The organism is Flagellimonas baculiformis (genome assembly GCF_033441575.1).
In the GTDB taxonomy this organism is placed as follows: Bacteria; Bacteroidota; Bacteroidia; order Flavobacteriales; family Flavobacteriaceae; genus Flagellimonas; species Flagellimonas baculiformis.
Genome location: NZ_JAUZVW010000009.1, coordinates 180165 through 205750, shown reverse-complemented (window position 1 = coordinate 205750; position 25586 = coordinate 180165). Strand labels below are relative to the sequence as shown.

Here is a 25586-nt window from a genome sequence, read left to right as displayed (position 1 = left end):
CAGTTGTTGGGTGCACCGCTGAGGGCCGCATAGGCAGCGAAGCCGCCGCCGTTCTCGCAGATGTTCACCCCGGCAGCTCCAAGCGCCACATTGGGCTGGACCGCCAAGTTGGCCCATCCGATCAGGGTATTGGAGAAGTTAAGGGCGGACATGCCGCTGTTGTCCAACATACTACCCATGGTCTGGACACTGGAAATGTCCCAGTTGCTCAGAATTCTGTTGAAGGCTATGGCCCCATAAAACATAGCATACATATTGGTCACGTTGGAGGTGTCCCATCCGCTGATTTGACCGTTGAAGGCAGTGGCCTCGTAGAACATAGTCTGCATATTGGTCACGTTGGAGGTGTCCCAATCACTGAGGTCCCCGTTGAAGGAAGTGGCACGGGAGAACATACTTTGCATATCGGTCACGTTGGATGTATCCCATCCACTGAGGTCCCCATTAAAGGAAGTGGCTAGGTAGAACATATAGGACATATCCGTCACCTTGGCCGTGTCCCAATTGCTAATGTTCCCGTTAAAGGAAGTGGCATCATACAGCATAAAGGACATATCGGTCACGTTGGCCGTGTCCCAATTGCCAATATCCCCATTGAAGGCCGTGGCCCCATAGAACATCCCCTTCATAATGGTCACGTTGGAAGTGTCCCAGCCACTGATGTCCCCGTTGAAGGAAGTATTATAGAACATACTTTGCATATTGGTCACGTTGGAGGTGTCCCAATTGCTAATGTCCCCATTAAAGGAAGTGGCTTGGTAGAACATATAGGACATGTCGGTCACGTTGGCCGTGTCCCATCCACTGATATCCCCATTAAATGAACCGGCCCCATAGAACATCGACCTCATATCGGTCACGTTGGAGGTGTCCCAATCACTAAGGTCCCCATTAAATGAACCGGCCCCACTGAACATCCCATACATATTGGTCACCTGTGAAAGGTCGGGTACGTCCGTGGCATTGTACACCATTTTTTGACAGTCGTAAAAGGCACTTTCCATACTCATCCATTGTGCGGTACCCCATTGCTCTATGGACATAAGGAGCGAAGATGTGGTCTTTTCACCCATCTCATCATAAGAATAGATGGAGGGAAACTGTCCCTTGATGGCCACGGTATGGGTGCCCGCATTGGCATAGACATGGGAGGGAGGGTCACTGTTGGCAATCTGCTCCACGGTGCCATCGCCCCAGTCGATGGTATAGTCGTAGGTATAGGCATCGTTTGTTCCGATGACAACCTCTTCATTGGCAACGGTGGTCATCCAAGTGGTGACAAAGGAGGCGGGGTCCTCCGCCAGGCTCTCGATCGCATTGGTGACCTTTATGGTCACGGTGGCCGTGGCCGTCTTTTCGCCATCGCCCACTTCCACGGTGATGCTGTGCTGTACCTTGCTCTCGAAATCCAGTGCCTTTTCATCCGCTAGCGAAAGTTCCCCTGTGGCACTTATCTCAAAGAGGCCGTCAGGGTCCGCCTTTAGGATGAAGGCCAGTTCGTCCCCATCGGAATCGGTGGCCGTTACCGTGCCGATCACGGAGGTGTCCGAGATGTCCTCCCCGGCGGTGAATTCCTGTGCCGCGATTACCGGGGCACTGTTCATTGGTTCGGGTTCGGGTGTTGGAGTAGGGCCATCGTCCTTACTGCAGGCCCATAGGAGGGCCATGGCGAGGATGACAGCACCTAATTTTTTCATGGTGTTTTCCATAACAGTTTTCTTTTTAAAAATGGATAATATGGCAAGATGGGGAGATCGTGGAAATGTTTTGGGCACGATCTGACGGATGCCCCGTTTGGGTTGACGGATGTGGTGTTTGGGTTGATGGGGAAAAGTTTCGGGTTTCTGGTTTCAAGTTCAAAGGGAGGTGGGACAGTGGGTTTTGGGTTCCAAGTTTTGGGTGTTTCAGAACGCAGTATGCAGTTTTCAGTGATCTTTGTCATTCTGAGCGAAGCGAAGAATCCTTTTTCGTTGAGATTCTTCAAACACGGAGTGTTTTCAGAATGACAGGCATCGACAATCCAATAATCAGTTTACGGAAGAGACTAATAACCCCATAACTCAACAAAAAAACCACCGAAAGACCCAAGGGCCTCCCGGTGGTTTATTTCATTGATCTGTTTCTCATTCACAATTCACCTGACCAGTATATGTCCCCTCGAATGTCCAGCCATGGCTGGCAGCCAAATTGTTTGCTGCAATTATGGATTCTGAACAGAGTACAAGCCCCTCGATGCCCAGGACTACATCCTTAGGGCCTCCGTTCTCTGTAACGAAGGCATTCCATCCCACCAGGGTGTCCCTTAAGTTGGTTACGGACATGCCACTGTTGTCCAACATATTGTTCATGTTTGTTACATTGGAAATGTCCCAGTTTCCGAGATTCTGGTCAAATGCCGTGGCTCCCGAAAACACATGTGTCATATCGGCCACGTTGGAGGTGTCCCACCCACTGATGTCCCCATTGAAGGAAGTTGCGCCATAGAACATGAGGCCCATATCGGATACTTGGGAGAGATCTGGTATGTCCGTGGCATTGAGGACCATATTTGAACAAAGGGCGAAGGTACTGTTCATGCTCTTCCACTGGTTGCTGCCCCATTGCTCTACGGATAGCAGCTTGAGGGCGTTTGGGTCGTCCAGATCGGTAGCGAACACGACCCAGGGCAACTCCCCTTTGATGGCCATGGTATGGGTGCCCGGAGTGCTATAGGCATGGATCTTTTTGCCATTGTTGGTAATTTGCTCCACGGTGCCATCGCCCCAGTCGATGGTGTAGTTGTAGGTCTGTCCCTCAGACGTCATAATATAGATTTCCTCGTTGGCAACAGTGGTCTTCCAGGTGGTGATGAAGGAGGTAGGGTCTTCTGCCAGGCTATCGCTCACGTTGGTGACCTTGATGGTGACAGTGGCGGTGGCTGTCTTTTCACCGTCGCCCACTTCCACGGTGATGGTGTGCTGCGCCTTGTTCTCGAAGTCCAGTGCCTTGCCTGCTGCCAGCGAAAGCTCCCCGGCGGCACTTATCTCAAATAGGCCGTCATTGTCCGCCTTAAGGGTGAAGGCCAGTTTGTCCCCATCGGGATCGGTCGCCTTTACGGTGCCGATCACCTTGGTGTCGGCTATGTCCTCTTTTGCCGTGAACTCCTGTGCGGCCATCACAGGGGCCCCGTTCACTTCATCGGAAGGGGGAGCGGGACCGTCATCCTTGCTACAGGACCAAACAAGGACAAGCGTCATAAGTATTGTTCCAAAACTCTTCGTTGCTTTTTTCATAACATGATTTTTTAGTTGAAAACTATGGCAAGGTGAGCAGTTTTCATCAAATTGATGACGACGATCTGACGGATGATGGGTTTGGATTGACGGATGCACGTTTTGAATTGACGGAGAAAAAGTTCAAGTGCAAATTTCAAGCGCCAAATTCAAAATTCCAATGATCCAGGTGGCAGTAAACAGTTTGAAGTTGGCGGAAACCTTTGTCGTTCTGAGCGAAGCGAAGAATCCTTTTACAGGTTGAAATTCTTCAAACATTTCGTGTTTTCAGAATGACATGCGGACGTCTTTTATCATTTGTCTATTTTCTTACGTCCTTTCAGACAGGAACTGGCAAATTACTTCAAACTTCGAGCTTCTGACTCCTGACCTCTATCATCAAACAACTGAGAATCCAATAACCCGACCCTGAAATCAACCGATATGCACCGATGGGGTGTTTTTTACCTCACTGATTACGAACGAACTTTGGGTATTTCCTATATTATTGATAGTGGTGAGTTTGGTGAGCATGAACTCCCGATAGCTTTTCATGTCCGCCACATTGATTTTTAGGATGTAGTCATAATCGCCCCCGACGTGGAAACATTCCGAGACTTCCTCCAGTTTCAGCACTTCTCGTTCAAACCGCAGCACATTGTCCTTGGTGTGCTGCACCAAACGGATGTGGCAAAGCACCGTAAAGTCCTTTTGCAGTTTCTTTTTGTCCACCAAGGCCACATATTGGGTGATCACGCCCGTGCGTTCCAATCGACGGATACGCTCATAGACCGCAGTTTTGGAAAGTTGGAGAATGTCCGCATAGTGTTTTGTGGTCTTCTTGCAGTCTTCCTGTAACAGTTTTACCAATTGTTGGTCCATCAAATCCAATTCCATGCTGATTATTTTTCGGTTCAATGCTTTTGAGATGGATAAAAATAGAACTAAAATCCAAAATATATTACTTTAAATGTACTTTATTCTATATATCAACATGTATATTGATTTTGAGACTATATTCGATTAGTTTTACAAAAAATCATATTATGGACTATAAAGCAGCGGAGCACATTCAAGGCCTTCAATATTTTGGTGAATTCGGAGGGGTAAATCCTTCCATATCAGATTCTTCCACCTATACTTTTCTGTCGGCAAAGACCATGTTCGATACCTTTGAGGGAAACACGGAAGGATGCTATCTCTACAGCCGTCACTCTTCCCCGTCCAACCTCTATTTGGGGGAAGCCATGGCCCAGTTGGAAGGAACGGAATCCGCCAATGTCTATGCCAGTGGAATGGGCGCCATCACAGCTGTCATCCTTCAACTTTGCGATGCAGGCGACCATATCGTCTGTAGCCGGACCATCTATGGCGGCACCTACGCATTCCTGAAAAACTTCGTGAAGAAATTCAACATCTCAGTGTCCTTTGTGGACATTACGGATTTGGATACGGTGGAGAAATCCATCACCCCGAAAACCAAGATGGTCTATTGCGAGGCCGTCAGCAATCCGCTGTTGGAAATTGCCGACATCCCTTCACTGTCCAAAATCGCCCAAAAGAACACTATGCCCCTAGTGGTGGACAATACGTTTTCCCCATTGACCATCAATGCGGCCCAATTGGGTGCGGACATTGTGGTGCACAGTCTCACGAAGTTCATCAACGGGACCAGCGATTGTGTGGCAGGTGCCGTCTGCGCCACCACCGATTTTTGTCTTGGGTTGAAAGATGTGAACAATGGCGCGGGCATGCTCTTGGGCAGTACGCTGGACAGTCTGCGAGCAGCCTCTATCCTTAAAAATATGCGCACGTTGCACATCCGCATCAAAAAGCACAGTGAAAATGCCCATTATTTGGCTGAAAAGTTTGAAAAGGACGGCCTCAAAGTGGTGTATCCCGGCTTGGAGAGCCACCCCGGACACCAACTCATGAAGGCACAGATGAACCATGAGTACGGATTTGGCGGCATGCTGACGTTGGATGTGGGCTCCGTGGACCAGGCCAACGCCTTGATGGAACTCATGCAAGAGAAAAAGTTGGGCTATTTGGCCGTAAGTCTGGGGTTCTACAAAACCTTATTCAGTGCCTCGGGCACATCCACTTCCTCAGAGATTCCTTTGGAAGAGCAGGAAGCGCTGGGGCTGTCACAAGGACTCATCCGATTCTCCATTGGTCTGGACAACGACATTCACAAAACCTATCTGTCCATGCGGGACTGTATGGAGCAATTGGGGATTATCTGAGATGAGAGATTAGAGAATAGACCATAGAGAATAGACTGGGTTTTTCTGCTTGTTTCCGTTTCAGGTTTGTGGTTTCAGGTTTGTGGTTTCAGGTCTGGGATTTGGTCGGAAGTCCGAAGTCGGAGGTCCGAAGTGATTCGTGCCTATTCGTGAAATTCGTGTCAAAATAGACGATAGAGCATAGACTTTGGTTGTCCCTGTGTTGATTATTGTTCATTGCAAACTGGATTCTTCACTTCGTTCAGAATGACAAAGGCTGCTGCAAATTGAAACATCCGTAACCTGAAACCCAAAACTTGGAACCCGAAACCCGCATCCCGAAAATATGCTCATTCCTTGCACTTGAAACTTGCACTTATACTTTTTAGCAGATTTCTGACTGAACGGAAAAATTATGTTTTTGGAGAACAGGGTTCAAAATCGTAATATTACCCTTTAACAAACCCAGACCATATGCCAAACAAAGAGGAAAAACCAAAGTACAGGGAAGACGAACACATTGTAGAGGACAAAAACCTCACCATTTTCCAAGCACTGATCCCTGTTTTTGCCCTTGTGGCGATGTTGGCCTACAACGTCTTTGTATTTGGGGACGATGCGCTGAGCGGTTCCAATCAATTTATTTTGTTGATGGGCGGAGCGGTAGCGGCCATCGTTGGTTTTTTTAATAAGGTTTCCTATGATCAAATGATCGACGAGGTGGCGGAAAATGTCCGTTCCACCACAGGAGCATTGCTCATCCTTCTTATGGTGGGTGCCCTTTCGGGCACGTGGCTCGTGAGCGGTATCATTCCCGCCATGATCTATTACGGACTACAGATCCTGAACCCTACCATATTTTTGGCGGCCTGCGTGATCATATGCGCCATCATTTCCGTGGCGACGGGGAGTAGCTGGACCACTTCGGCTACTGTGGGCATTGCGCTCATCGGTATCGGCGATGCCTTGGGCATTTCGCTGGGCATGACCGCGGGAGCGGTGCTTTCGGGCGCCTATTTCGGGGATAAAATGTCCCCCTTGAGCGACACCACCAATCTGGCCCCGGCCATGGCGGGCGGTGACCTGTTCTCCCACATCAGGTACATGGCCCTGACCACGACCCCGACCATCATCATCACCCTTGTGGTATTCATCATCATGGGCTTTACCATTGACACATCGGGTGATGCGGACACCAGTTCCATCTTAACGAATATCAGTGCTACCTTTAATATCAATGGGTGGCTCTTTTTGGTCCCTTTGGTCGTTATCCTCTTGATCGTGAAGAAAGCACCACCTTTGATGGCCCTACTTGTCGGAACATTGTTGGGCGGACTGTTTGCCCTTATTTTCCAGCCGGACATTGTGGCTACCCTTGGTGGTGGTACCAGTTTGACCTTCGAGTCTGCTTACAAGGGCATTTTGAATGCAATTACCGTGGATACCGAAATAGCCACAAGTGACCCTGCCTTGAACGATCTTTTCTCCTCGGGCGGAATGTCGGGCATGCTGGGCACCATTTGGCTCATTGTCTGCGCCATGGTCTTCGGGGGCATCATGGACGGCATTGGAGCGTTGGAACGCATTACGGAATCGCTTCTCAAACTGGCCAAGACCACCTTTGGTCTCTTTGCAAGCACCGTGGGCAGTTGTTTGGCACTGAACATCACCGCTTCCGACCAGTATTTGGCCATTGTGGTCCCTGGAAAAATGTTCTCAAAGGCCTATGCCGAACGTGGATTGGCCCCAGAGAACCTGAGCCGTTCCCTGGAGGATTCCGGAACGGTCACCTCGGTATTGGTGCCCTGGAACACGTGCGGCGCCTATCACAGTGGAGTCCTAGGTGTGGGGGTGGGGGAATACTTCTTTTATGCCATCTTCAACTGGCTAAGCCCCTTCATGACCTTGCTGTTCGTCGCTTTCAAGATCAAGATCAAGCAATTGACCGAATAGATTTGCCTCAAAACAGCCGTTTTTCAATAGGCATCATTTTTATCAACAACATGGTACAGCCTCCCGAAAAGAAGGTTTTTTTTGAGTATTTTTGACCCTCAAACAAAAAATAGATCATGGCAACAGTCACCCTCAAAGGAAATCAAATACACACCCTTGGCAACCTTCCTGAAAATGGTTCCCAAGCCCCTGACTTTAAGTTGGTAAAGAACGACCTTTCCACCGTATCCCTTTCGGACTACAAAGGACAAAAGGTGGTACTCAATATTTTTCCCAGTGTGGACACCGGAACCTGCGCACAGTCGGTCCGTCAGTTCAACCAAGAGGCCGCAGAATTGGACAACACCAAAATTTTGTGCATCTCCAAAGACCTTCCTTTTGCCCAGGCCCGTTTCTGTGGAGCCGAAGGTATAGACAAGGTGGAGACCCTTTCCGATTTCAGGGACGGTAATTTTGGAAAAGCATACAAAGTTGAGTTTACAGATGGCCCATTGCAAGGCCTGTTGTCCCGATCCGTTGTGGTATTGGACGAAAATGGCAAGGTGACCTACTCCGAACAGGTTTCCGAAACAGTGGACGAACCCAACTACAAAGCTGCGCTTGAAGCATTGATGGATGCCTAGGGAATCTTTCTTGAAGAACAGGATCCGTAGTGTGGGCTATGCCCTAAAAGGCATGTTCCTGCTCTTGAGGACGGAGGCCAGCATCAAGATCCAGTTTTTTATCGCACTTTTGATGACGGCCGCTGGCTTTTTCTTTGAAATCTCCAGTACCGAATGGATGGTACAGTTACTGTCCATTGGGATGGTCATGGGGGTAGAGGGAGTCAACACCGCCATCGAAAAGCTATCGGACTACATCCAGCCCCAAAGGGACCCGAAAATTGGTCTGATCAAAGATATTTCGGCAGGGGCCGTGATGATCGTGTCCGTCATTGCCAGCATTATCGGACTCATTATCTATGTTCCCAAGCTGCTATAAAACGTATAAGGACTGTTGGAGCACGTAAATTTGTAACTTAGCCCCGAATTAAACATCATTGATGGCAAAGAAAAGGACCACATCAAAATCGAAACCTACCACTGCCAAGAAGAAGTTTTCGCTTAGGCCCTCCAAGCAGAACAAGATCATTCTCGGCAGTCTTTTGATCGTTCTCAGCATTGCGCTCTTCTTCTCCTTCATGTCGTTCTATTTTACATGGCAGGAAGACCAGAGCATGCTGTCCGAATTCGCGAACCGGAACGCTGAGGCCAGCAACCTGCTGAACAAGTTTGGGGCCAGTGTGAGCCATTTTTTCATGTACCAAGGATTTGGGCTGGCATCCTTCGCTTTTCCTTTACTGCTGGCCGTAACAGGACTCTACCTCTTTTTGGGGCTGGAGGCCAAGGGGCTTATCGGGAAATGGGTGTGGGGCCTCACGGGCGTCATTTGGATGTCCGTGGCGTTGGGCTTCTTCGCTGCCAACTTTCCCCTTTTGGGCGGACTCATCGGGTTTGAGATGAACGATTTCCTTCAGGATTATACAGGTAAAATTGGAGTGTTCCTGATATTGCTGTTTGTGTTGATGGTGATCCTGGTACGCCTGTTCAACTTTACTCCGGAAGGCTTTGCCAATTTCTTCCGTTCCCAAAGGGAAAAAATCAAATCCGATTTTCAAGAAACGACCCCAAGCGCAGATAAAGAGGATTATATAGAGCATGAAGATGGTGGTATCGAATTGAAGATGGACGACCCTGCACCGGAAAAAGTGGATACCTATACCCATAAAAAAGACATTCCGCCACTACAAAGTGAGGCAGGACTCGATGTCAACCTTCCGGAAGAGGAAGAATCCGATATTGACCTGACCGTAGAAGAAACCCCTGTGGAAGAGGAAACCGAGGTGAAAGCGGCCAAATTGGTGAAGGATTTTGGGGAGTTCGACCCGAAATTGGAACTCGGGAACTATAAGTTCCCTCCCATGGAACTGCTGGATGACCATGGAGCATCCGGGGGCATCACCATCAACCAGGAAGAACTGGAAGAGAACAAGAACCGCATTGTCAGCACCCTGAAAAACTACAAGATCGGCATTGCGCAGATCAAGGCCACCATCGGCCCAACGGTAACACTTTATGAGATAGTGCCCGAAGCGGGCATCCGTATTTCCAAGATCAAAAACCTAGAGGACGATATTGCGCTTTCCTTGGCGGCACTGGGTATTCGTATCATCGCTCCCATACCCGGCAAGGGAACGGTGGGTATCGAAGTGCCCAACAAAAAGGCCACGGTGGTCTCTATGAGGTCGGTCATCGCCTCCAACAAGTTCCAGAAAGCGGAAATGGAGCTGCCCATCGCCTTCGGGAAGACCATCAGCAATGAAACCTTTGTGGTGGACCTTGCCAAAATGCCCCACTTGCTCATGGCAGGTGCCACGGGTCAGGGAAAATCCGTCGGGTTGAACGCCGTGATCACCTCCCTGCTCTATAAAAAGCACCCGGCCGAGGTGAAGTTCATCTTTGTGGATCCCAAAAAAGTGGAGCTTACCCTCTACAACAAAATTGAGCGCCACTTTTTGGCCAAACTGCCCGACTCGGACGAGGCCATCATCACGGACAACACCAAGGTCATCAATACGCTGAACTCGCTCTGCATTGAAATGGACAACCGTTACGAACTGTTGAAAACGGCCATGGTGCGGAACATCAAGGAATATAATGTAAAGTTCAAGGCGCGAAAGCTCAACCCCAATGATGGGCATAAGTTTTTGCCCTATATCGTTTTGGTGATCGATGAGTTTGCCGATCTTATCATGACAGCGGGCAAGGAAGTGGAAACGCCCATTGCCAGATTGGCACAGTTGGCACGAGCCATTGGCATCCACTTGATCATTGCCACTCAAAGACCTTCGGTGAACGTGATCACGGGTATCATCAAGGCCAACTTCCCGGCCAGGATCGCTTTCCGTGTGACCTCAAAAATAGATTCCCGTACCATTTTGGACGCCCAAGGTGCCGACCAGCTTATCGGTCGTGGGGACATGCTTTACACACAAGGAAACGATGTCACCCGTTTGCAATGCGCCTTTGTGGATACGCCCGAGGTGGGCAAGATCACAGAGTATATCGGTTCCCAGCGCGCCTACCCCGAGGCCCATTTGCTTCCCGAGTATGTCGGTGAAGATTCTGGCACAGGTATTGATTATGATATTTCGGAAAGGGATGATATGTTCCGTGAGGCCGCAGAAGTGATCGTGACGGCACAGCAAGGATCTGCCTCCCTTATCCAACGGAAATTAAAATTGGGATACAACAGGGCCGGAAGGATCATCGATCAATTGGAGGCCGCCGGAATTGTGGGCCCCTTCGAAGGCAGCAAGGCACGGCAAGTGTTGATCCCGGACATTTATTCTTTGGAACAATTTTTAGAAAATGAATCAAAATAAGACCATGATCAAGAAACATATTCTTTTTATCGCACTTTTTGCCTCGGCAGTTTTTTCATACGGACAGGGTTCCGATAAAGCCAAGGCACTTTTGGACGAAGTCTATAACAAGGTGAAGTCCTACAAGAACATCTATATCGATTTTCAATCCACCATTGAAAATACAGAGGCCGACCTGAAACAGGAGACCAATGGCAACGTTACCCTGAGTGGTGAAAAATACGTTTTGAACTATCTGGGTGCGCAACAGCTCTATGATGGCAAAAAGGTATATACCATCGTTCCCGAGAACGAGGAAGTCACCATTGAAGACGTGAACGAGGAGGACGACAATGTGAGCCCATCAAAAATGCTCACCTTCTACAAAACGGGGCACAACTACCAATGGGACATCCAACAGAATGTGGGCGGCCGAAAAATCCAATATGTGAAATTGACCCCCATCGATTCCAATACCGAGGTCAAATCGATATTGTTGGGCATCGACACGCAGACCAAGCACATCTACAAGCTCATACAAACGGGGAACAACGGCACAAAGACCACCATTACCGTTAATTCTTTCAAAACCGACCAACCCATTTCGGGGGCTATGTTTACCTTTAACGAGAAAAAATACGAGGACAAAGGGTATTATATCACAAGAAACTAGGCATTGAAAATACTAGACCAGTATATATTAAAAAGGTTTCTATACAATTTTTTCAGTTCCTTCTTCATCCTGATCGTCATATTCATTTTTCAGGGAATATGGCTTTTCATCGATGATTTGGCAGGAAAAGGGCTTGGCATTGTCATCATTGCCAAGTTCATTTTTTATTTTATCCCTACGTTGATTGACAAGGTACTTCCCTTGACCGTATTGCTTTCGTCCATCCTCACTTTCGGCACCTTTGCCGAAAATTATGAGTTCGCGGCCATGAAGGCTTCCGGTATTTCATTGCAGCGTGGCATGCGCAGTCTTATTGTTTTTGTGCTCTTTTTGGGCGTGGTAACCTTTTTCTTTGCGAACAATGTGATCCCCAAATCCGAACAGAAAATGTTCAACCTAAGGAGGAACATTGCCAAGGTCAAACCGGCAGCGGCCATCACTGAAGGGGTTTTCAGTGATTTTGAAGGCACTGGGGAGGGCATGAACATCAAGGTGGACAAGAAATATGGGGAACAAGATCGATTTTTGGACAATGTGATCATCCATAGAAAAACGGACCAGAACATCAACAACACGGTCATCAAGGCCAAATCCGGCGAACTCATCAGTAGCGAGGAATCCGACATCATCCAATTGGTGTTGAAAGATGGCAATTATTACGAGGAACTGGCTTCCAAGGACCCGAAGGAGCAGCGCAAAAAACCCTTTGCCAAAGCGGACTTCAAGACCTACACCATCAATATTGACATCTCCGAACTGAACGATCAGGATATGGAGGAAGACCAGAACATCACCACCAACAAGATGAAGAATGTGAGCCGATTGATCAAGGATATCGACTCCCTTCGCGAAAACAATCTTGAAAAGGTGGAAGCCTTCTCAAAGAACATCGTCAACCGTATGGGGGCCTTTCCCGTACTTCCCAAAAAAAATCTCCAAAAGGCAGAAAACCCAAAACTGGAACTCGTCCAGACAGAAGAACAGAAGAAGAAAAAGATCCAAAAGGATTCCATCAAGAACATAGACGGCCTATTGGACCATCTTGAGGAATGGCAACGGCTACAGGTGGTGAAGAATGCCAAGAATTCCGTTTCGGGCATCATGAGCACAGTGACGGCCAAAAAAGATGAACTGCAGAGCAGATACAAGTTCTACAACAGCCATATCCTGTCGCTCCACCAAAAATATGCACTCGCACTTTCCTGTATCATCCTTTTCTTTGTAGGTGCTCCGTTGGGCGCCATCATCAGAAAAGGAGGGCTCGGATTGCCCATGGTCATCGCCATTATCTTATTTTTGGCCTATTATTTTATAGGGGTATTTGCGGGGAACTATGCCAAGGAAGGCAACATACACCCAGCAATTGGGGCCTGGCTTTCCACCTTGATCATGTTGCCCTTGGGCGTTTCGCTCACCAAAAGGGCCACGGCCGACAAAGGACTGTTTGGGTTTGGTCATATTTTTGACCGTATAAAATCGATATTTAAAAAGAAGAAAAAAGATTCTGAAGAATGATGGTCGCCAAGGACAAAAAAATACAACTGCACGCCATAGAAGAAGCCATTGAGGACATCCGTCAGGGCAAGGTCATTATTGTAGTGGATGATGAAAACCGGGAGAACGAGGGCGATTTTTTGGCAGCAGCAGAGTTGATCACCCCTGAGATGATTAATTTTATGGCAACCCATGGCCGGGGCCTCATCTGTGCACCCCTCACCGAAGGAAGATGTAAGGAACTCGGACTTCACAAGATGGTGACCCACAACTCCGACCCTTTGGAAACCGCTTTTACCGTTTCCGTGGACCTGAGAGGCAATGGTGTCACGACCGGAATCTCCGCTGCGGATAGGGCCAAAACCGTTTTGGCGCTGACAGACCCTTCCACAAAACCCCATGAACTGGCAAGGCCGGGGCATATTTTCCCCCTGATTGCCAAGGAAGGCGGGGTCTTGCGACGTACGGGACATACCGAGGCCGCCATAGATTTTGCCCGATTGGCCGGATTGGAGCCTGCAGGGGTCATTGTGGAAATCATGAACGAGGATGGCAGCATGGCCCGCTTGCCCGAGCTTATGGAAGTGGCCAAAAAATTTGATCTGAAGATTGTTTCCATCGAAGACCTGATTGCCTATCGGATGGAGCACGACAGTTTGATAGAACTCAAGGAAGCTTTTGACATAAAGACCCGATTTGGCGATTTCAGGTTACGTGCGTACCAACAGACCACGAACGACCAAGTGCATATCGCCTTGGTGAAGGGAAGTTGGAAATCCGGCGAACCCGTTCTTACCCGAATCAATTCCACTTTGGTGAACAATGATATGCTCGGCACCTTGACCAACAATCCGGATGAAACGCTGCAACGGATGTTCGATGTACTCAATGCCGAGGAAAAGAGCGCTATGATCTTTATCAATCAGGGCAACCAGTCCACCAATCTCTTGAGCCGTCTGTCGGAATTGAAAAAGCTACAGGCCCAAGGTATCCACAAGGCACCCAAGATTGATATGGACACCAAGGACTTTGGCATTGGCGCCCAAATTCTGCACGACCTCAACATTTCCAAGATTCGCTTATTGAGCAATTCCGGACAGACCCGTCGCGTGGGAATGGTGGGATACGGTCTTGAGATTGTGGAGTATGTGAATTATTAATCTTGGCCTAACGCTATTTTGTCTGGTGGACAAAAGAACCAAGAGAAAAGAAAAAAGACTGCTGATTACTGATCATTTGGACTCTTCGATCATATGAAGTCTAGCTTCTGATATCTGACGTCTTTAATCCGAACATTGATTCGAATAATTCGTGACATTCGTGTCAAAATAGACGAAAGAACATAGACGATAGAGGATAGACTTGGGTTATTCTGTTATTGGGTTATTGACCGCTGTAAACTGCCTACTGCAAACTGAGTCATTGGATTATTGGATTATTGGAATTTGGAATTTCAGGTTTTTGGTTTCAGGTTATTCTGTTACTAGGTCATTCGTCATTGCCTATTGTTTACTGTCTGACCTTGAACTTGAAACTTGAACTTTGTTTTGCTTATTCTGTTATTGGTCATTTATTATTGTAAATTGGTTTTCCTTTACCCTTTACCCCTTGACCATTCACCTTTCATCCTCAAACCCGAAACTTTCACCATCCCGACGTTCCAACGAAAAAACATTCGTATTTTTACAACTGTTTTTTGAAGAACGGATTATCCTTACAAACCATAAAATATGAATCAATATGATGTAGCTGTCATTGGCTCGGGCCCCGGAGGCTATGTGGCAGCGATTAGATGCGCCCAATTGGGAATGAAAACCGCAATCATCGAAAAGTACGACACCTTGGGAGGCACCTGCCTCAATGTGGGCTGTATTCCCTCCAAGGCCCTTTTGGACTCATCGCACCACTACGAGGACGCCATAAAGCACTTTGCCGAGCACGGAATCGATATTCCTGGCGAAGTGAAGGTGAACCTAAAGCAGATGATCGCCCGTAAAGAGGATGTCGTGGAACAGAACACCAAAGGCATCGAGTTTTTGATGGGCAAGAACAAGATAGATGTCTACCATGGACTCGGAAGTTTCAAGGATGCTACCCACATCACTATTGAAAAAGAAGGAAAAACAGAGACCATCGAGGCAAAGAACATCATCATTGCCACGGGATCCAAACCTTCCACTTTGCCGTTCATCCAACTGGACAAAGAACGTATCATCACGTCCACCGAAGCGCTCAAACTGAAAGAAATCCCCAAACACCTGATCGTTATCGGGGGAGGGGTCATCGGTCTGGAATTGGGCCAGGTGTATAAACGTCTTGGTTCCGAAGTGACCGTTGTGGAATATATGGACCGCATTATCCCTACGATGGATGCCGCCCTTTCCAAAGAATTGATGAAAGTGCTAAAAAAGCAAAAGATGTCATTCAACCTGTCCCACAAAGTGAAAGCGGTGGAGCGCAAAGGAAAAGAAGTCATCGTGAAAGCGGACGACAAAAAAGGAGAGGAAGTGGTGTTGACCGGCGATTACTGCTTGGTCTGTGTGGGACGTAGGCCCTATACCGATGGATTGAACCTGGATGCGGCCGGCGTGAAATTGGATGACAGGGGTAGGGTAGCGGTGAACGACCACCTACAGACCAACGTCTCCAACATCTACGCAATCGGGGATGTCATCAAAGGGGCCATGTTGGCACACAAGGCCGAAGAAGAAGGCGTTTTGGTGGCCGAACTCTTGGCCGGACAAAAACCGCACATCAACTACGACCTGATTCCCGGGGTGGTCTATACCTGGCCAGAAGTGGCCGCTGTGGGCAAGACCGAAGAGCAGTTGAAGGAAGAAGGTGTGGACTATAAAGTGGGCCAGTTTCCGATGAGGGCATTGGGTCGCTCACGTGCCAGCATGGACCTGGACGGATTTGTGAAAATTTTGGCGGACAAAAAGACCGATGAGGTGTTGGGCGTCCACATGGTGGGAGCACGTTGTGCCGATTTGATCGCAGAAGCCGTTACCGCCATGGAATTTAGGGCTTCTGCCGAAGACATTGCACGAATGAGCCACGCACACCCGACGTATGCCGAAGCTGTCAAGGAAGCAGCCTTGGCCGCAACGGACAACAGGGCAATACACAGTTAGTCAAAAGAAAATAAAGAGGAAAAGGCATTCGGTCTATCAAGATGGAATGCCTTTTTTTATTGGGATTACCCTTTTACGGTACGGAAAAGTCTTTTGAGCACCAGCCCGGCCCTGGACAACAGTTCTTTCAGTATGGAAACTGAAATTTCCTTGATTTCGAGCGTTTGTTTCTTCGCAGTATCCCAGGCCCAAGCAATGCTGGACTTGATATCCTCTTCGTATCGGCTATACTTCAGTGCCAAAAAGGTGCAGGTGAACATAAAGAGGACCGCTCCGAGTATGGCCAAGGAAGGGGTCAAAGAATGGTGGAAGAACCGATAGAGGCCCAATCCCGTCAAACTGCCATAAAGTACCATGTAGTGGATCACATAAATGGAAAGGGTGCTGGAACCAATGTTCAGGATGGTGCGGTTGTTGATGAACCGCCGAAGCAGCATGAACACGGCAAACACCACAAATACATTGCCCAATCGGATGAACAGGTAGTTGTTGATCTGCAGCAAGTTGAAAAGTTCCACTCCGGTCCATTCGTAAATGGCAAGGAAGGTTGGCGACAATGCGTAGCACAGAACGGCACCAAGTCCCAAAGAAATGGCAATGGCCGCAGGGTAGAGGTATCTGAAATCCTTGAACCTAAAGAACAGAATGGAGATGAAAGCCCCGATGGTGGCATATCCCAACCAAGGAATGATGGTAAACACAGAACCATTAGCCTTGGTAAAATAATTGGCGATGAATTCCGGTAAAAAGGAAAATGACCACTGCTTGTAAAGCGGTTCAAACAGGAACAGGACCACAGTGATGCCTACCAGCACCAAGGGGAAAACATATTTTTTTCGGTTGATGGTCAACAGATAGATCCCGATCAAGGCCAAAATGGAAAGCCCAATGCAGTGTAGGACATCCACAAAGTAGAAAGAGGGATAAATCTCCCCTTTGAGGAGTCCAAAAAGATTGGAACGCAACAGATAACCAATAAAAACGAGTTGAAGTCCGCGACGAATGCCTTTGGATACCCTTGGATTGTCCATCCCTTTCTGGGGCACCCGGATGAGCAAATACGTAAAAATGAACCCAGAAACCGTAAAGAAAACAGGTGCGGTGATCCCCCGAAAATAGAGCCAGACACGGAAAGCACCATTGTTGAGGTCCCTGAAGGCAGGTTCCAGAAGCCCATCGATAAAATGCCCTTGGAGCATCATCAATATGGCCCACGCACGCATGGCATCTACAAAAAATAACCTGTTGGTCTTAACTGTCATTCGGTTTGATCTATTCCTATATACTTGTTTAGCAAGCACTTTGGATGCTTTCCGCGCCAAAATTATACAAAATACTCACAACTCTGCCCCAATTGGGGTATTTTAGCGAAACAATCAACGATTTTTTTCTATGGCAGCGATTTTGGCATTCGCCGGAAGCAATTCTTCAACATCCATTAATTTCAAACTTGTAAAATTAACCGCATCTTTGGTAGAAGGTCATGATGTTCGTGTATTGAACATGGCCAACCATCCTTTTCCCATCTTCAGTGAGGATGATGAAAAACAAAATGGATATTCCAATGCTTTGGTGGAGTTCAAGGAAGATATTAGGAATGCGGATGGGCTCATACTCTCCGTGAACGAGCATAACGGCAACCCATCGGCCTACTTCAAGAATGTTCTGGATTGGCTGTCCCGCTTGGACCGAAAATTCTTGGAAGGGACAAAGGTGCTCCTTATGTCCACTTCGGGAGGCAAACGAGGGGGCATGGGCTCTTTGGGCGTGATCCAGAACATGTTGCCAAGGTTCGGGGCGGAAATCATCGCCACGTTTTCCCTGCCGTCGTTCCATGATACTTTTTCCGAGGACGGGATTTTGGACGAATCCTTGAAAGCAGAACACCAAAAGGCACTCCAAACCTTTTTGGATTCCTTAAAATAATGGGCATTGCGGACACAGCGTTCTTATCAGACAACTTCACCTTTACAAAGTAAAAATGCCCTTTTGGAATGGTCCAAAAACTACACCGACGTGGTGTGGTTGGACAGCAATGGGCATCGGGGCAACTATTCTTCCTTTGAAGCCTGTCTGGCCGTGGGTAGATTTAGGGAATTTTACGGTTTGGAGGAGCTCAGGAAGCATTTCGAGCATCAATCCGACTGGCTCTTCGGGTATTTTTCATACGACCTGAAAAATCAGTTGGAGGATTTGACCTCCCATAATGAGGATGGTATTGGGTTCCCGGACCTGTATTTTTTCCAGCCCCAAAAAATCATCATTCTGGATGGGGACCAACTCCAGTTTTTGTATTTGGATGCGGATGACATTGAAAAGGATTTTGAAGGGATTGTCTCGTTGATGGGTGAGGAAGGACCCATCAATAGCAAAACTTCTCCCATTTCCATAAAGATGCGTATCCACAAAGATGCCTATTTTGAAAAAGCGAACCGCTTTTTGGAGCACATCCATCACGGGGATATTTATGAGGCCAATTTTTGTCAGGAGTTTTATGCCCAAGACGCACAAATTGCTCCTTTGGAGACCTATAAAAAGCTGAATTCCATATCCGAACCCCCGTTTGCGGTCTATATGCGCTTGGGCGAAAGGTATTTGATGTGCGCCTCCCCAGAGCGGTATTTGAGAAAACAGGGCGAAAAAGTGATTTCCCAACCCATAAAGGGTACTGCCCCGCGGGGAAAGGATGCTGCTGACGATCTACGGATATGGGAACGACTGGCCCAAGATGAAAAGGAAAGGGCGGAGAACATCATGATCACAGATTTGGTGCGGAACGATTTGTCCAAAAGTGCCATCAAAGGAAGTGTTGTGGTTGAAGAACTTTGTAAAGTTTATGGATACAAACAGGTACACCAGATGATTTCAACTGTTACTTCAAGTGTAAATCCAAATATTAATCCTGTTGACCTAATAACGGAAACCTTTCCAATGGGCAGTATGACCGGTGCACCGAAGATATCCGCTATGAAGATTATCGAAGCCTTGGAGGAGACCAAACGGGGTCTGTACAGTGGGGCAGTGGGTTATTTTGACCCAAAGGGGAATTTCGATTTCAATGTGGTCATACGGAGCATTTTGTACAACGAAAAGACCAGGTTCGTTTCGTATTCCGTGGGAAGTGCCATCACTGCAAAATCCGACCCCGAAATGGAGTATCAGGAATGCCTGCTGAAGGCTAGGGCCATGCGAAGTGTATTGGGTGAAGAGGTTTAAGGTTAGAGGTTTAGGGTTTCAGGTTTAAGTTCAAATTCAAGTTTCAAGGAACAAGAACAACTGTCCCCTTGAGGGGACTTTAGTGGTGTTTTTTATAGAGTGGACACGAATATCACGAATCTTTACGAAAAATTGAAGATCCAAGCATCAGTCGCCAAATTCCAGTGGGCAGTAAACAGTTTGCAGTAGGCAGTTTGCAGTGACCTTTGTCATTCTGAGCAACGTGAAGAATCTCTTGCAGGGTCAGATTCTTCAAACACTTCGTGTTTTCAGAATGACAGGGATGGTTGTCTCCTCTCTTTGTTCTTTGTTCTTCCTGCATCAAACACCAAATTCCAATAACTAAATAACTCAGTAACTGAATAACCCATAACAGAATAATCCAATAACTCAACAACGAATCGTATTTTTGCGGTATGCTGGAAAAGTTCAAAAAGCATCTGGACCTCGATTTACCTTTCTTGAAGGGAAAGCGCTTGTTGGTGGCCTGTAGTGGGGGAGTGGACAGCGTGGTTCTGGCCCATTTGTCCCAAAAATTGGGATTGGACATGGCATTGGCCCATTGCAACTTTGGGCTGCGAGGTGCGGAAAGTGATGGCGATGAGGATTTTGTGCGCCGATTGGCGGAAAAATTGGGTGTGGAAGTCTTGGTGAAACGATTCGACACGGAAGCGTATGCGGAGAACAACCGGGGTTCCATCCAAATGGCAGCAAGGGACCTACGCTATCAATGGTTTCAAGAAGTTTTGGAAAAAGAGGGCTTTGATTTTTTGGTGACGGCCCATCATGCCGATGACAACTTGGAGACTTTTCTCATCAATCTGTCCCGGGGCACGGGCATCGAAGGTCTTTTGGGGATTCCCGAAGTGAACGAAAAAATTATCCGTCCCCTACTTGTTTTTTCACAAGATGAAGTGTTGGAGTATGCCCAGTCTGAACAAATCCAATGGCGGGAGGACAGCAGCAATGCCAGCAACAAATACCTTCGGAACAGGATAAGGCACGAAGTATTGCCCAAACTGAAGGAGCTGCACCCTACGTTTCTCCAAAATTTTATACAGACCCAATCCCATCTGCTCCAGAGCCATACTTTGGTGGAAAACCATATCCAGACGGTCAAAGCAAAGCTTTTTGTGGAAAATGCAGGAAACATTACAATCGATATTGGCGAGTTGGAGCGTTTACAGCCCACAGCGGCTTATGTGTATGCGCTTTTTAAGGAATACGGTTTCACGGAATGGGACGATGTGAACCACCTTTTGACGGCCATGAGTGGCAAGGAAGTGGTTTCCAAGACCCACAGATTGGTGAAGGACAGGCAGTATTTGATCCTTTCAGAATTGGAGAGCGGACCGAAAAGATCATACTTGATCTTTGAAGATGAAAAACAGCCGGATTTGCCCCTCAATTTAAGTCTGGAAAACGTTAAAAGCATTGAAAAATCAGGGCATAATACCATTTTTATGGATAAGGAAAAGTTAAACTTCCCGTTGGTGTTAAGAAATTGGGAAAAAGGCGACTATTTTTATCCTTTTGGTATGCAAGGAAGAAAAAAGCTGTCCAAGTTTTTCAAGGACGAGAAGATGGATGTGGTGTCCAAGGAAAAACAATGGCTGCTTTGCTCGGACAACGATATTGTCTGGGTGGTGGGCAAAAGAGCGGACGAACGTTTCAAGGTCGAGGATTCGACCCGACATATAGTAAAGATTACATGGGCTACATGAGAGCAGTACTACTTTTTTTAGGACTTTTTTGGATCAACCTTTCCCTGTTTTCCCAAACAGATGCCAATCCGGCCGTTTGGAGCCATCAAGTCAACAAAATATCGGACACCGAATACGAACTCGTCTTCACGGCAAAGATCATGGATGGGTGGCACATCTATTCCCAATACACGGCCGAAGGAGGTTCCCTGCCCAGTGAATTCACTTTTGAAAAAGCAGGGGAGGATTATGAACTTGTAGGCCAAACCGAAGAGAGCGAGACCATTACCGAATACAGCGACATCTTTGAGGTAGATGAGACTTTTTTCAAGAAAGAAGCCATCTTCACCCAAAAGATAAAACTGCTCGACCCAAAAGTCAACCAGATTTCGGTGAACCTGTTTTATCAGATCTGTAAGGAGGTCTGTATCCCCTTGGACCATCTTTTCCAGATCTCTTTGGATGGAAGCGACTTTGTGGCAACTACCCAGGAATTGGATGGCCGCAGTGTGGCCTTGGGTGAGTCGTTGAAGGTGGATTTGAAGAACAAGCATCTGTTGAACCAAGGAAGTTCTGTGGACGCCGAAGGTAAGTCCAACCTATGGATGGTCTTTGGGCTTGGATTTTTGGGTGGGCTCATCGCCTTGTTGACCCCATGTGTGTTCCCCATGATCCCGTTGACGGTCTCCTTTTTCACCAAACAGTCACAGAACAAGTCCAAGGGTATCGGAAATGCCGTTCTTTATGGATTTTTCATTGTATTGATCTACTTCTTGCTGAGTTTGCCCTTCCATTTGTTCAATTCGGTGGACTCGCAGATACTGAACACCATTGCCACCAATGTTTGGCTCAATGTGTTCTTCTTCATCATTTTCGTCTTTTTTGCCTTTTCCTTTTTTGGCTATTACGAATTGACCCTGCCCAGCTCTTGGGCCAATAAAATGGACTCCGCTTCGTCCAAAGTGGGAGGGGGATTGGGCATCTTTTTCATGGCGCTGACCTTGGCCATAGTGTCCTTTTCGTGCACCGGTCCCATTTTGGGCGGACTGTTGGGAAGCACTACCTTGGCAGAGGGCAATGTGGCGACCAACCTATCGGCGGGAATGGTCGGTTTTGGTTTGGCCCTGGCCCTGCCATTTGCATTGTTTGCCATGTTCCCGGCCTGGTTGAACTCCTTGCCCAAATCGGGCGGATGGATGACCACCGTGAAAGTCGTCTTGGGCTTTTTGGAGCTGGCCTTGGCCTTCAAGTTCCTTTCCAATGCCGATTTGGTGGGCAATTGGGGATTGTTGAAAAGAGAGATTTTTGTGGGCATCTGGATAGTGCTCTTCGTATTGATGACCCTGTATTTGTTTGGGCTGTTCCGTTTTCCGCATGATGGACCAAAGAAAAAACTGACCACGACCCGAAAAATCTTTGGGGTATTGAGTTTGGCCTTTTCGGTGTACTTGCTATTGGGCCTTTTCCAAGTGACCCATTTGAAACTGTTGAGTGGATTTCCGCCTCCGGATTTTTATAGTGTGGTCGAAACCGAAAGCGATTGCCCCCTTGGCCTGGATTGTTTCAAGGACTTTGAGGAAGGTGTGACCCATGCCAAAGCCGTGAACAAACCCATTTTGCTCGATTTCACGGGATGGGCCTGTGTGAATTGCCGGAAGATGGAAGAAAATGTATGGAGCCACAGTAGCATCTACCCCCTTTTGAAGGATGAATATGTGCTGATCTCCCTCTACGTGGACGACAGAAAGGAACTTCCCGAAGAGGAAAGGTTCGATTTCAGATACGATTCCGGCCGGATAAAGGCCATTGAGACCGTGGGACAAAAATGGGGGACTTTCCAGACCATCAACTTCAATGCGGCCTCGCAACCCTATTACGTGCTACTTTCCCCCAATCTTGAAATTTTGAACGACGCTGTCCAGTATGTGGATGTGGAAACCTATGGGGAATGGCTAAGGTCGGGCTTGGAAAAGCACCATCTCTCCATGGAGAAATAATTGGTATGTCCTTCTACTTTTTTTAATGGGGTCAGAAAATTAGTTTTACCTTAGGGATGCTAATCAGCTTAACCTAAACAGTAGTGAAAAAACTGAAAAAAGTACTTCTGGTCCTTGCGGGGTTGATCCTGTTGACCCTCATTGGCATTGCCATTTTCCTGAACGGTCTCAAACCTGATTACAGCGGGGAAAAGACATTGTCAGGGTTGGACAATGAGGTCAAAGTACTTTATGATACCTACGGAATCCCCCATATTTATGCGGACAATGAAGAAGATGCCCTAAGGGCATTGGGTTATGTACATGCGCAAGATCGTCTGTGGCAAATGGAACTGTTGAGGCGGGTGGCCAAAGGCAGACTATCCGAAGTATTTGGCGAAGACCTCCTGAAAACAGACAAGTTTTTTCTTTCCTTAGGCATTGATGACAACTCGGCAGCAACGGTGGCCAACATGGACCGGAATGGCAAAACGGCCGTTCTTTCCCAAGCATATCTGGACGGTATCAACGCATTTATCGAAAAGGGACCGACACCCATTGAGTTTTACCTCACGGGTTTGGATAAGGAACCTTTTTCCTTGGACGACATACACAATGCGGTGGGCTACATGGCCTTCAGTTTTGCCATGGCGCACAAAACAGACCCTCTCCTCACCAGTATGAGGGACAAATTGGGCGAGGAATACATGAGAGAACTTGCCATTGATTCCGATACCTCCACGGTTTGGATCAAGAACTACAAAGGGGCCGATACAGATTCACTGCCTTCAAACATTACGGCAAGTGTGACAGCAGCCTTGGAAAAATTGCCCATTCCCCAGTTTGAGGGAAGCAACAGTTGGGTAATTGCCCCACAGAAGACCAAGAGCGGCAAAGTCATTTTGGCCAACGATCCCCACATCGGATTTGCCCAGCCTTCCGTGTGGTACGAAGCGCATATCAGTACACCCACCTATGAAAAATATGGTTATCATTTGGCAGGGGTACCGTTTCCCTTATTGGGACACGACAGGAATTTGGCTTATGGGTTGACCATGTTCGAGAATGATGATATTGATTTTTATTACGAGGAAACACATCCATCCGACAGCACCAAATACAAGACCGCCGATGGTTGGAAGGAATATGAATACGTGAACAAGACCATCAAGGTAAAGGAAGGGAAAGATGTGCCGTTCACCTACCGAAAAACGCAGCACGGGCCTGTCTTGAACCAAATTGCCGATCAGATTTCCGGGGAAAGGCCCGTGTCCATGTCGTGGATATACACCAAACCCAAGAACGAGGTGATGGATGCTCTTTATGGGCTGAGCCATGCCACCAATATTGAAGAATTCAAAAGTGCGCTCCCCAAGATCCATGCCCCCGGACTGAATGTGATGTACGGTGACGCGGAGGGCAACGTGGGCTGGTGGGCCACTGCAAAATTGTATCAAATGCCGGACAGCCTGTCCACCAAATATATTTTGGACGGCACCTCGGGCAAAGAAGAACCATTGCGCTATTTGGATTTTTCCGAAAATCCAAGCGCCGTAAACCCGCCATGGAACTACGTTTATTCGGCCAATAACCAACCCGATTCCATAGCTGGGATGCTGTATCCCGGATATTACCTGCCCGAGAACAGGGCAAGAAGGATCGTACAGCTTTTGGATGCCAAGGAGGATTGGGACAAGGAGGCCGTTTCCGAGATGATTTTGGACGTTACCTCTCCCGTGAACACGCAATTGGTGACCGAACTGATCAAACTGTTCGATGTGTCCCTTTTGACCCAAGAGCAATTGGTCATGGTGGATTCCCTCGAAAATTGGACCGGGGAATATACATTGACGAGCACCAGCCCAACATTGTACCATCGCTGTGAATACTTTATGGTGAAAAATACCGTGGAGGACGAATTGGGGACGGAAATGTTCAACCAGTTTTTGGCCACCCATGTCTTTAAACGTCAAATTGCTTGGGGTGCCAAAATGGAGAATGGAAAATGGTGGGACAATGTCCATACCAAGGATGTTGTGGAAACGCGGAAGGACATTGTGATGAAATCCTTTGCCGATGCTTGGGAGTCCTTGGTCAATGATTTTGGGGCCGATCCGAGCGAATGGACCTGGGACAAGGTGCACACCTTGGAGCACCAACACCCCATTGGTCAAGTGGCATCCCTTCGCAAATATTTCAATGTAGGGCCATTTCCTGTTGAAGGCACCCGAGAGGTCATCAATAACCTGTCGTTTCCTTACGACGACACAGGATTTTACAAAGTAAGTTCGGGACCATCCACACGAATGATCGTTGATTTCTCAGATATCGAGAACAGTATCAGCATATTGCCCACGGGACAGTCAGGCAATCCACTCAGTAAACATTACAAAGATCAAGCGGAAATGTACGTGAAGGGCGAGTTCCGAAAAATGATGATTAACAAACAGGAGATCGAAGAAAAAGCCGAATCTGTACTCACCTTCACCAAAGAGTGATTTTTTCATCCATTGGTCGGGAAGGGCTATCCATCAACTCAAACCACGCTATTGTCAATC

At 47.6% G+C, this 25586-nt stretch carries 20 protein-coding genes; 16 read left to right on the top strand and 4 right to left on the bottom strand.

Annotation, left to right across the window (positions count from 1 at the left end; translation table 11 throughout):
* A partial coding sequence (locus tag SD450_RS13985) for a BspA family leucine-rich repeat surface protein (RefSeq protein ID WP_318345076.1) occupies positions 1-1709 on the bottom strand: 1709 nt, incomplete at its 3' end.
* A 36-nt stretch (positions 1710-1745) separates the two neighbouring features.
* On the opposite strand from SD450_RS13985, the gene SD450_RS13980 reads away from it, so the two are divergent.
* Positions 1746-2006 (top strand): hypothetical protein, encoded by a 261-nt coding sequence (locus tag SD450_RS13980; protein ID WP_318345075.1) that lies wholly within the window; start codon positions 1746-1748, stop codon positions 2004-2006.
* A gap of 117 nt (positions 2007-2123) precedes the next feature.
* Here the strand turns inward: SD450_RS13980 and SD450_RS13975 are convergent, their stop codons facing one another.
* Positions 2124-3272: a BspA family leucine-rich repeat surface protein gene (locus SD450_RS13975; RefSeq protein WP_318345074.1), complete on the bottom strand. Its 1149-nt coding sequence runs from the start codon at positions 3270-3272 to the stop codon at positions 2124-2126.
* Positions 3273-3304: 32 nt separating this feature from the next.
* Between SD450_RS13975 and SD450_RS13970 the strand changes: the two genes are divergently transcribed.
* The gene (locus tag SD450_RS13970) at positions 3305-3436 is read left to right on the top strand and encodes a hypothetical protein (RefSeq protein ID WP_318345073.1); all 132 of its coding nucleotides are present in this window, start codon (positions 3305-3307) and stop codon (positions 3434-3436) included.
* A 250-nt stretch (positions 3437-3686) separates the two neighbouring features.
* Here SD450_RS13970 and SD450_RS13965 read toward each other — a convergent pair whose 3' ends face one another.
* Positions 3687-4148: an Lrp/AsnC family transcriptional regulator gene (locus tag SD450_RS13965; RefSeq protein ID WP_318345072.1), complete on the bottom strand. Its 462-nt coding sequence runs from the start codon at positions 4146-4148 to the stop codon at positions 3687-3689.
* A gap of 149 nt (positions 4149-4297) precedes the next feature.
* Here SD450_RS13965 and SD450_RS13960 point away from each other — a divergent pair, with 149 nt between their 5' ends.
* The 9 genes from SD450_RS13960 (at position 4298) to lpdA (ending at position 16133) form a co-directional block, all read left to right on the top strand.
* Positions 4298-5497 (top strand): aminotransferase class I/II-fold pyridoxal phosphate-dependent enzyme, encoded by a 1200-nt coding sequence (locus SD450_RS13960; RefSeq protein WP_318345071.1) that lies wholly within the window; start codon positions 4298-4300, stop codon positions 5495-5497.
* Between the two features lie 453 nt (positions 5498-5950).
* Positions 5951-7429, top strand: a complete 1479-nt coding sequence (nhaC, locus tag SD450_RS13955) for a Na+/H+ antiporter NhaC (protein ID WP_318345070.1) — start codon at positions 5951-5953, stop codon at positions 7427-7429.
* Between the two features lie 116 nt (positions 7430-7545).
* Entirely contained in the window at positions 7546-8052 is a 507-nt protein-coding gene (tpx, locus tag SD450_RS13950) for a thiol peroxidase (RefSeq protein ID WP_318345069.1), read from the top strand.
* Positions 8045-8410 carry a diacylglycerol kinase gene (locus tag SD450_RS13945; RefSeq protein ID WP_318345068.1) on the top strand — a complete coding sequence of 122 codons (366 nt, stop codon included), beginning with the start codon at positions 8045-8047 and terminating at the stop codon, positions 8408-8410. Before tpx ends, SD450_RS13945 begins: the two co-directional genes overlap by 8 nt.
* A gap of 61 nt (positions 8411-8471) precedes the next feature.
* Complete coding sequence (locus SD450_RS13940) at positions 8472-10853, top strand: DNA translocase FtsK (protein ID WP_318345067.1); 2382 nt, start codon at positions 8472-8474, stop codon at positions 10851-10853.
* Positions 10854-10857: 4 nt separating this feature from the next.
* Positions 10858-11505 carry a LolA family protein gene (locus SD450_RS13935; RefSeq protein ID WP_318345066.1) on the top strand — a complete coding sequence of 216 codons (648 nt, stop codon included), beginning with the start codon at positions 10858-10860 and terminating at the stop codon, positions 11503-11505.
* A 3-nt stretch (positions 11506-11508) separates the two neighbouring features.
* Positions 11509-13020 (top strand): LptF/LptG family permease, encoded by a 1512-nt coding sequence (locus tag SD450_RS13930; protein WP_318345065.1) that lies wholly within the window; start codon positions 11509-11511, stop codon positions 13018-13020.
* Positions 13020-14159, top strand: a complete 1140-nt coding sequence (ribB, locus tag SD450_RS13925) for a 3,4-dihydroxy-2-butanone-4-phosphate synthase (protein ID WP_318345078.1) — start codon at positions 13020-13022, stop codon at positions 14157-14159. The genes SD450_RS13930 and ribB overlap by 1 nt, the downstream gene beginning before the upstream one ends.
* A 570-nt stretch (positions 14160-14729) precedes the next feature.
* Positions 14730-16133 carry a dihydrolipoyl dehydrogenase gene (gene lpdA / locus SD450_RS13920; RefSeq protein ID WP_318345064.1) on the top strand — a complete coding sequence of 468 codons (1404 nt, stop codon included), beginning with the start codon at positions 14730-14732 and terminating at the stop codon, positions 16131-16133.
* Between the two features lie 65 nt (positions 16134-16198).
* On the opposite strand, the gene SD450_RS13915 is transcribed toward lpdA, so the two are convergent.
* Positions 16199-17395 carry an acyltransferase family protein gene (locus SD450_RS13915; RefSeq protein ID WP_318345063.1) on the bottom strand — a complete coding sequence of 399 codons (1197 nt, stop codon included), beginning with the start codon at positions 17393-17395 and terminating at the stop codon, positions 16199-16201.
* A 130-nt stretch (positions 17396-17525) separates the two neighbouring features.
* Between SD450_RS13915 and SD450_RS13910 the strand changes: the two genes are divergently transcribed.
* From SD450_RS13910 to SD450_RS13890, 5 genes are all read left to right on the top strand, one after another.
* Positions 17526-18059, top strand: coding sequence for an NADPH-dependent FMN reductase (locus SD450_RS13910; RefSeq protein WP_318345062.1), 534 nt, complete (start codon positions 17526-17528; stop codon positions 18057-18059).
* 6 nt (positions 18060-18065) lie between these two features.
* Positions 18066-19349 (top strand): chorismate-binding protein, encoded by a 1284-nt coding sequence (locus SD450_RS13905; RefSeq protein WP_404828247.1) that lies wholly within the window; start codon positions 18066-18068, stop codon positions 19347-19349.
* A gap of 416 nt (positions 19350-19765) precedes the next feature.
* The gene (gene tilS, locus SD450_RS13900; protein WP_318345060.1) at positions 19766-21073 is read left to right on the top strand and encodes a tRNA lysidine(34) synthetase TilS; all 1308 of its coding nucleotides are present in this window, start codon (positions 19766-19768) and stop codon (positions 21071-21073) included.
* Complete coding sequence (locus tag SD450_RS13895; protein ID WP_318345059.1) at positions 21070-23049, top strand: protein-disulfide reductase DsbD family protein; 1980 nt, start codon at positions 21070-21072, stop codon at positions 23047-23049. The genes tilS and SD450_RS13895 overlap by 4 nt, the downstream gene beginning before the upstream one ends.
* 83 nt (positions 23050-23132) lie before the next feature.
* Positions 23133-25526: a penicillin acylase family protein gene (locus SD450_RS13890; protein ID WP_318345058.1), complete on the top strand. Its 2394-nt coding sequence runs from the start codon at positions 23133-23135 to the stop codon at positions 25524-25526.
* Positions 25527-25586: the final 60 nt, after the last annotated feature.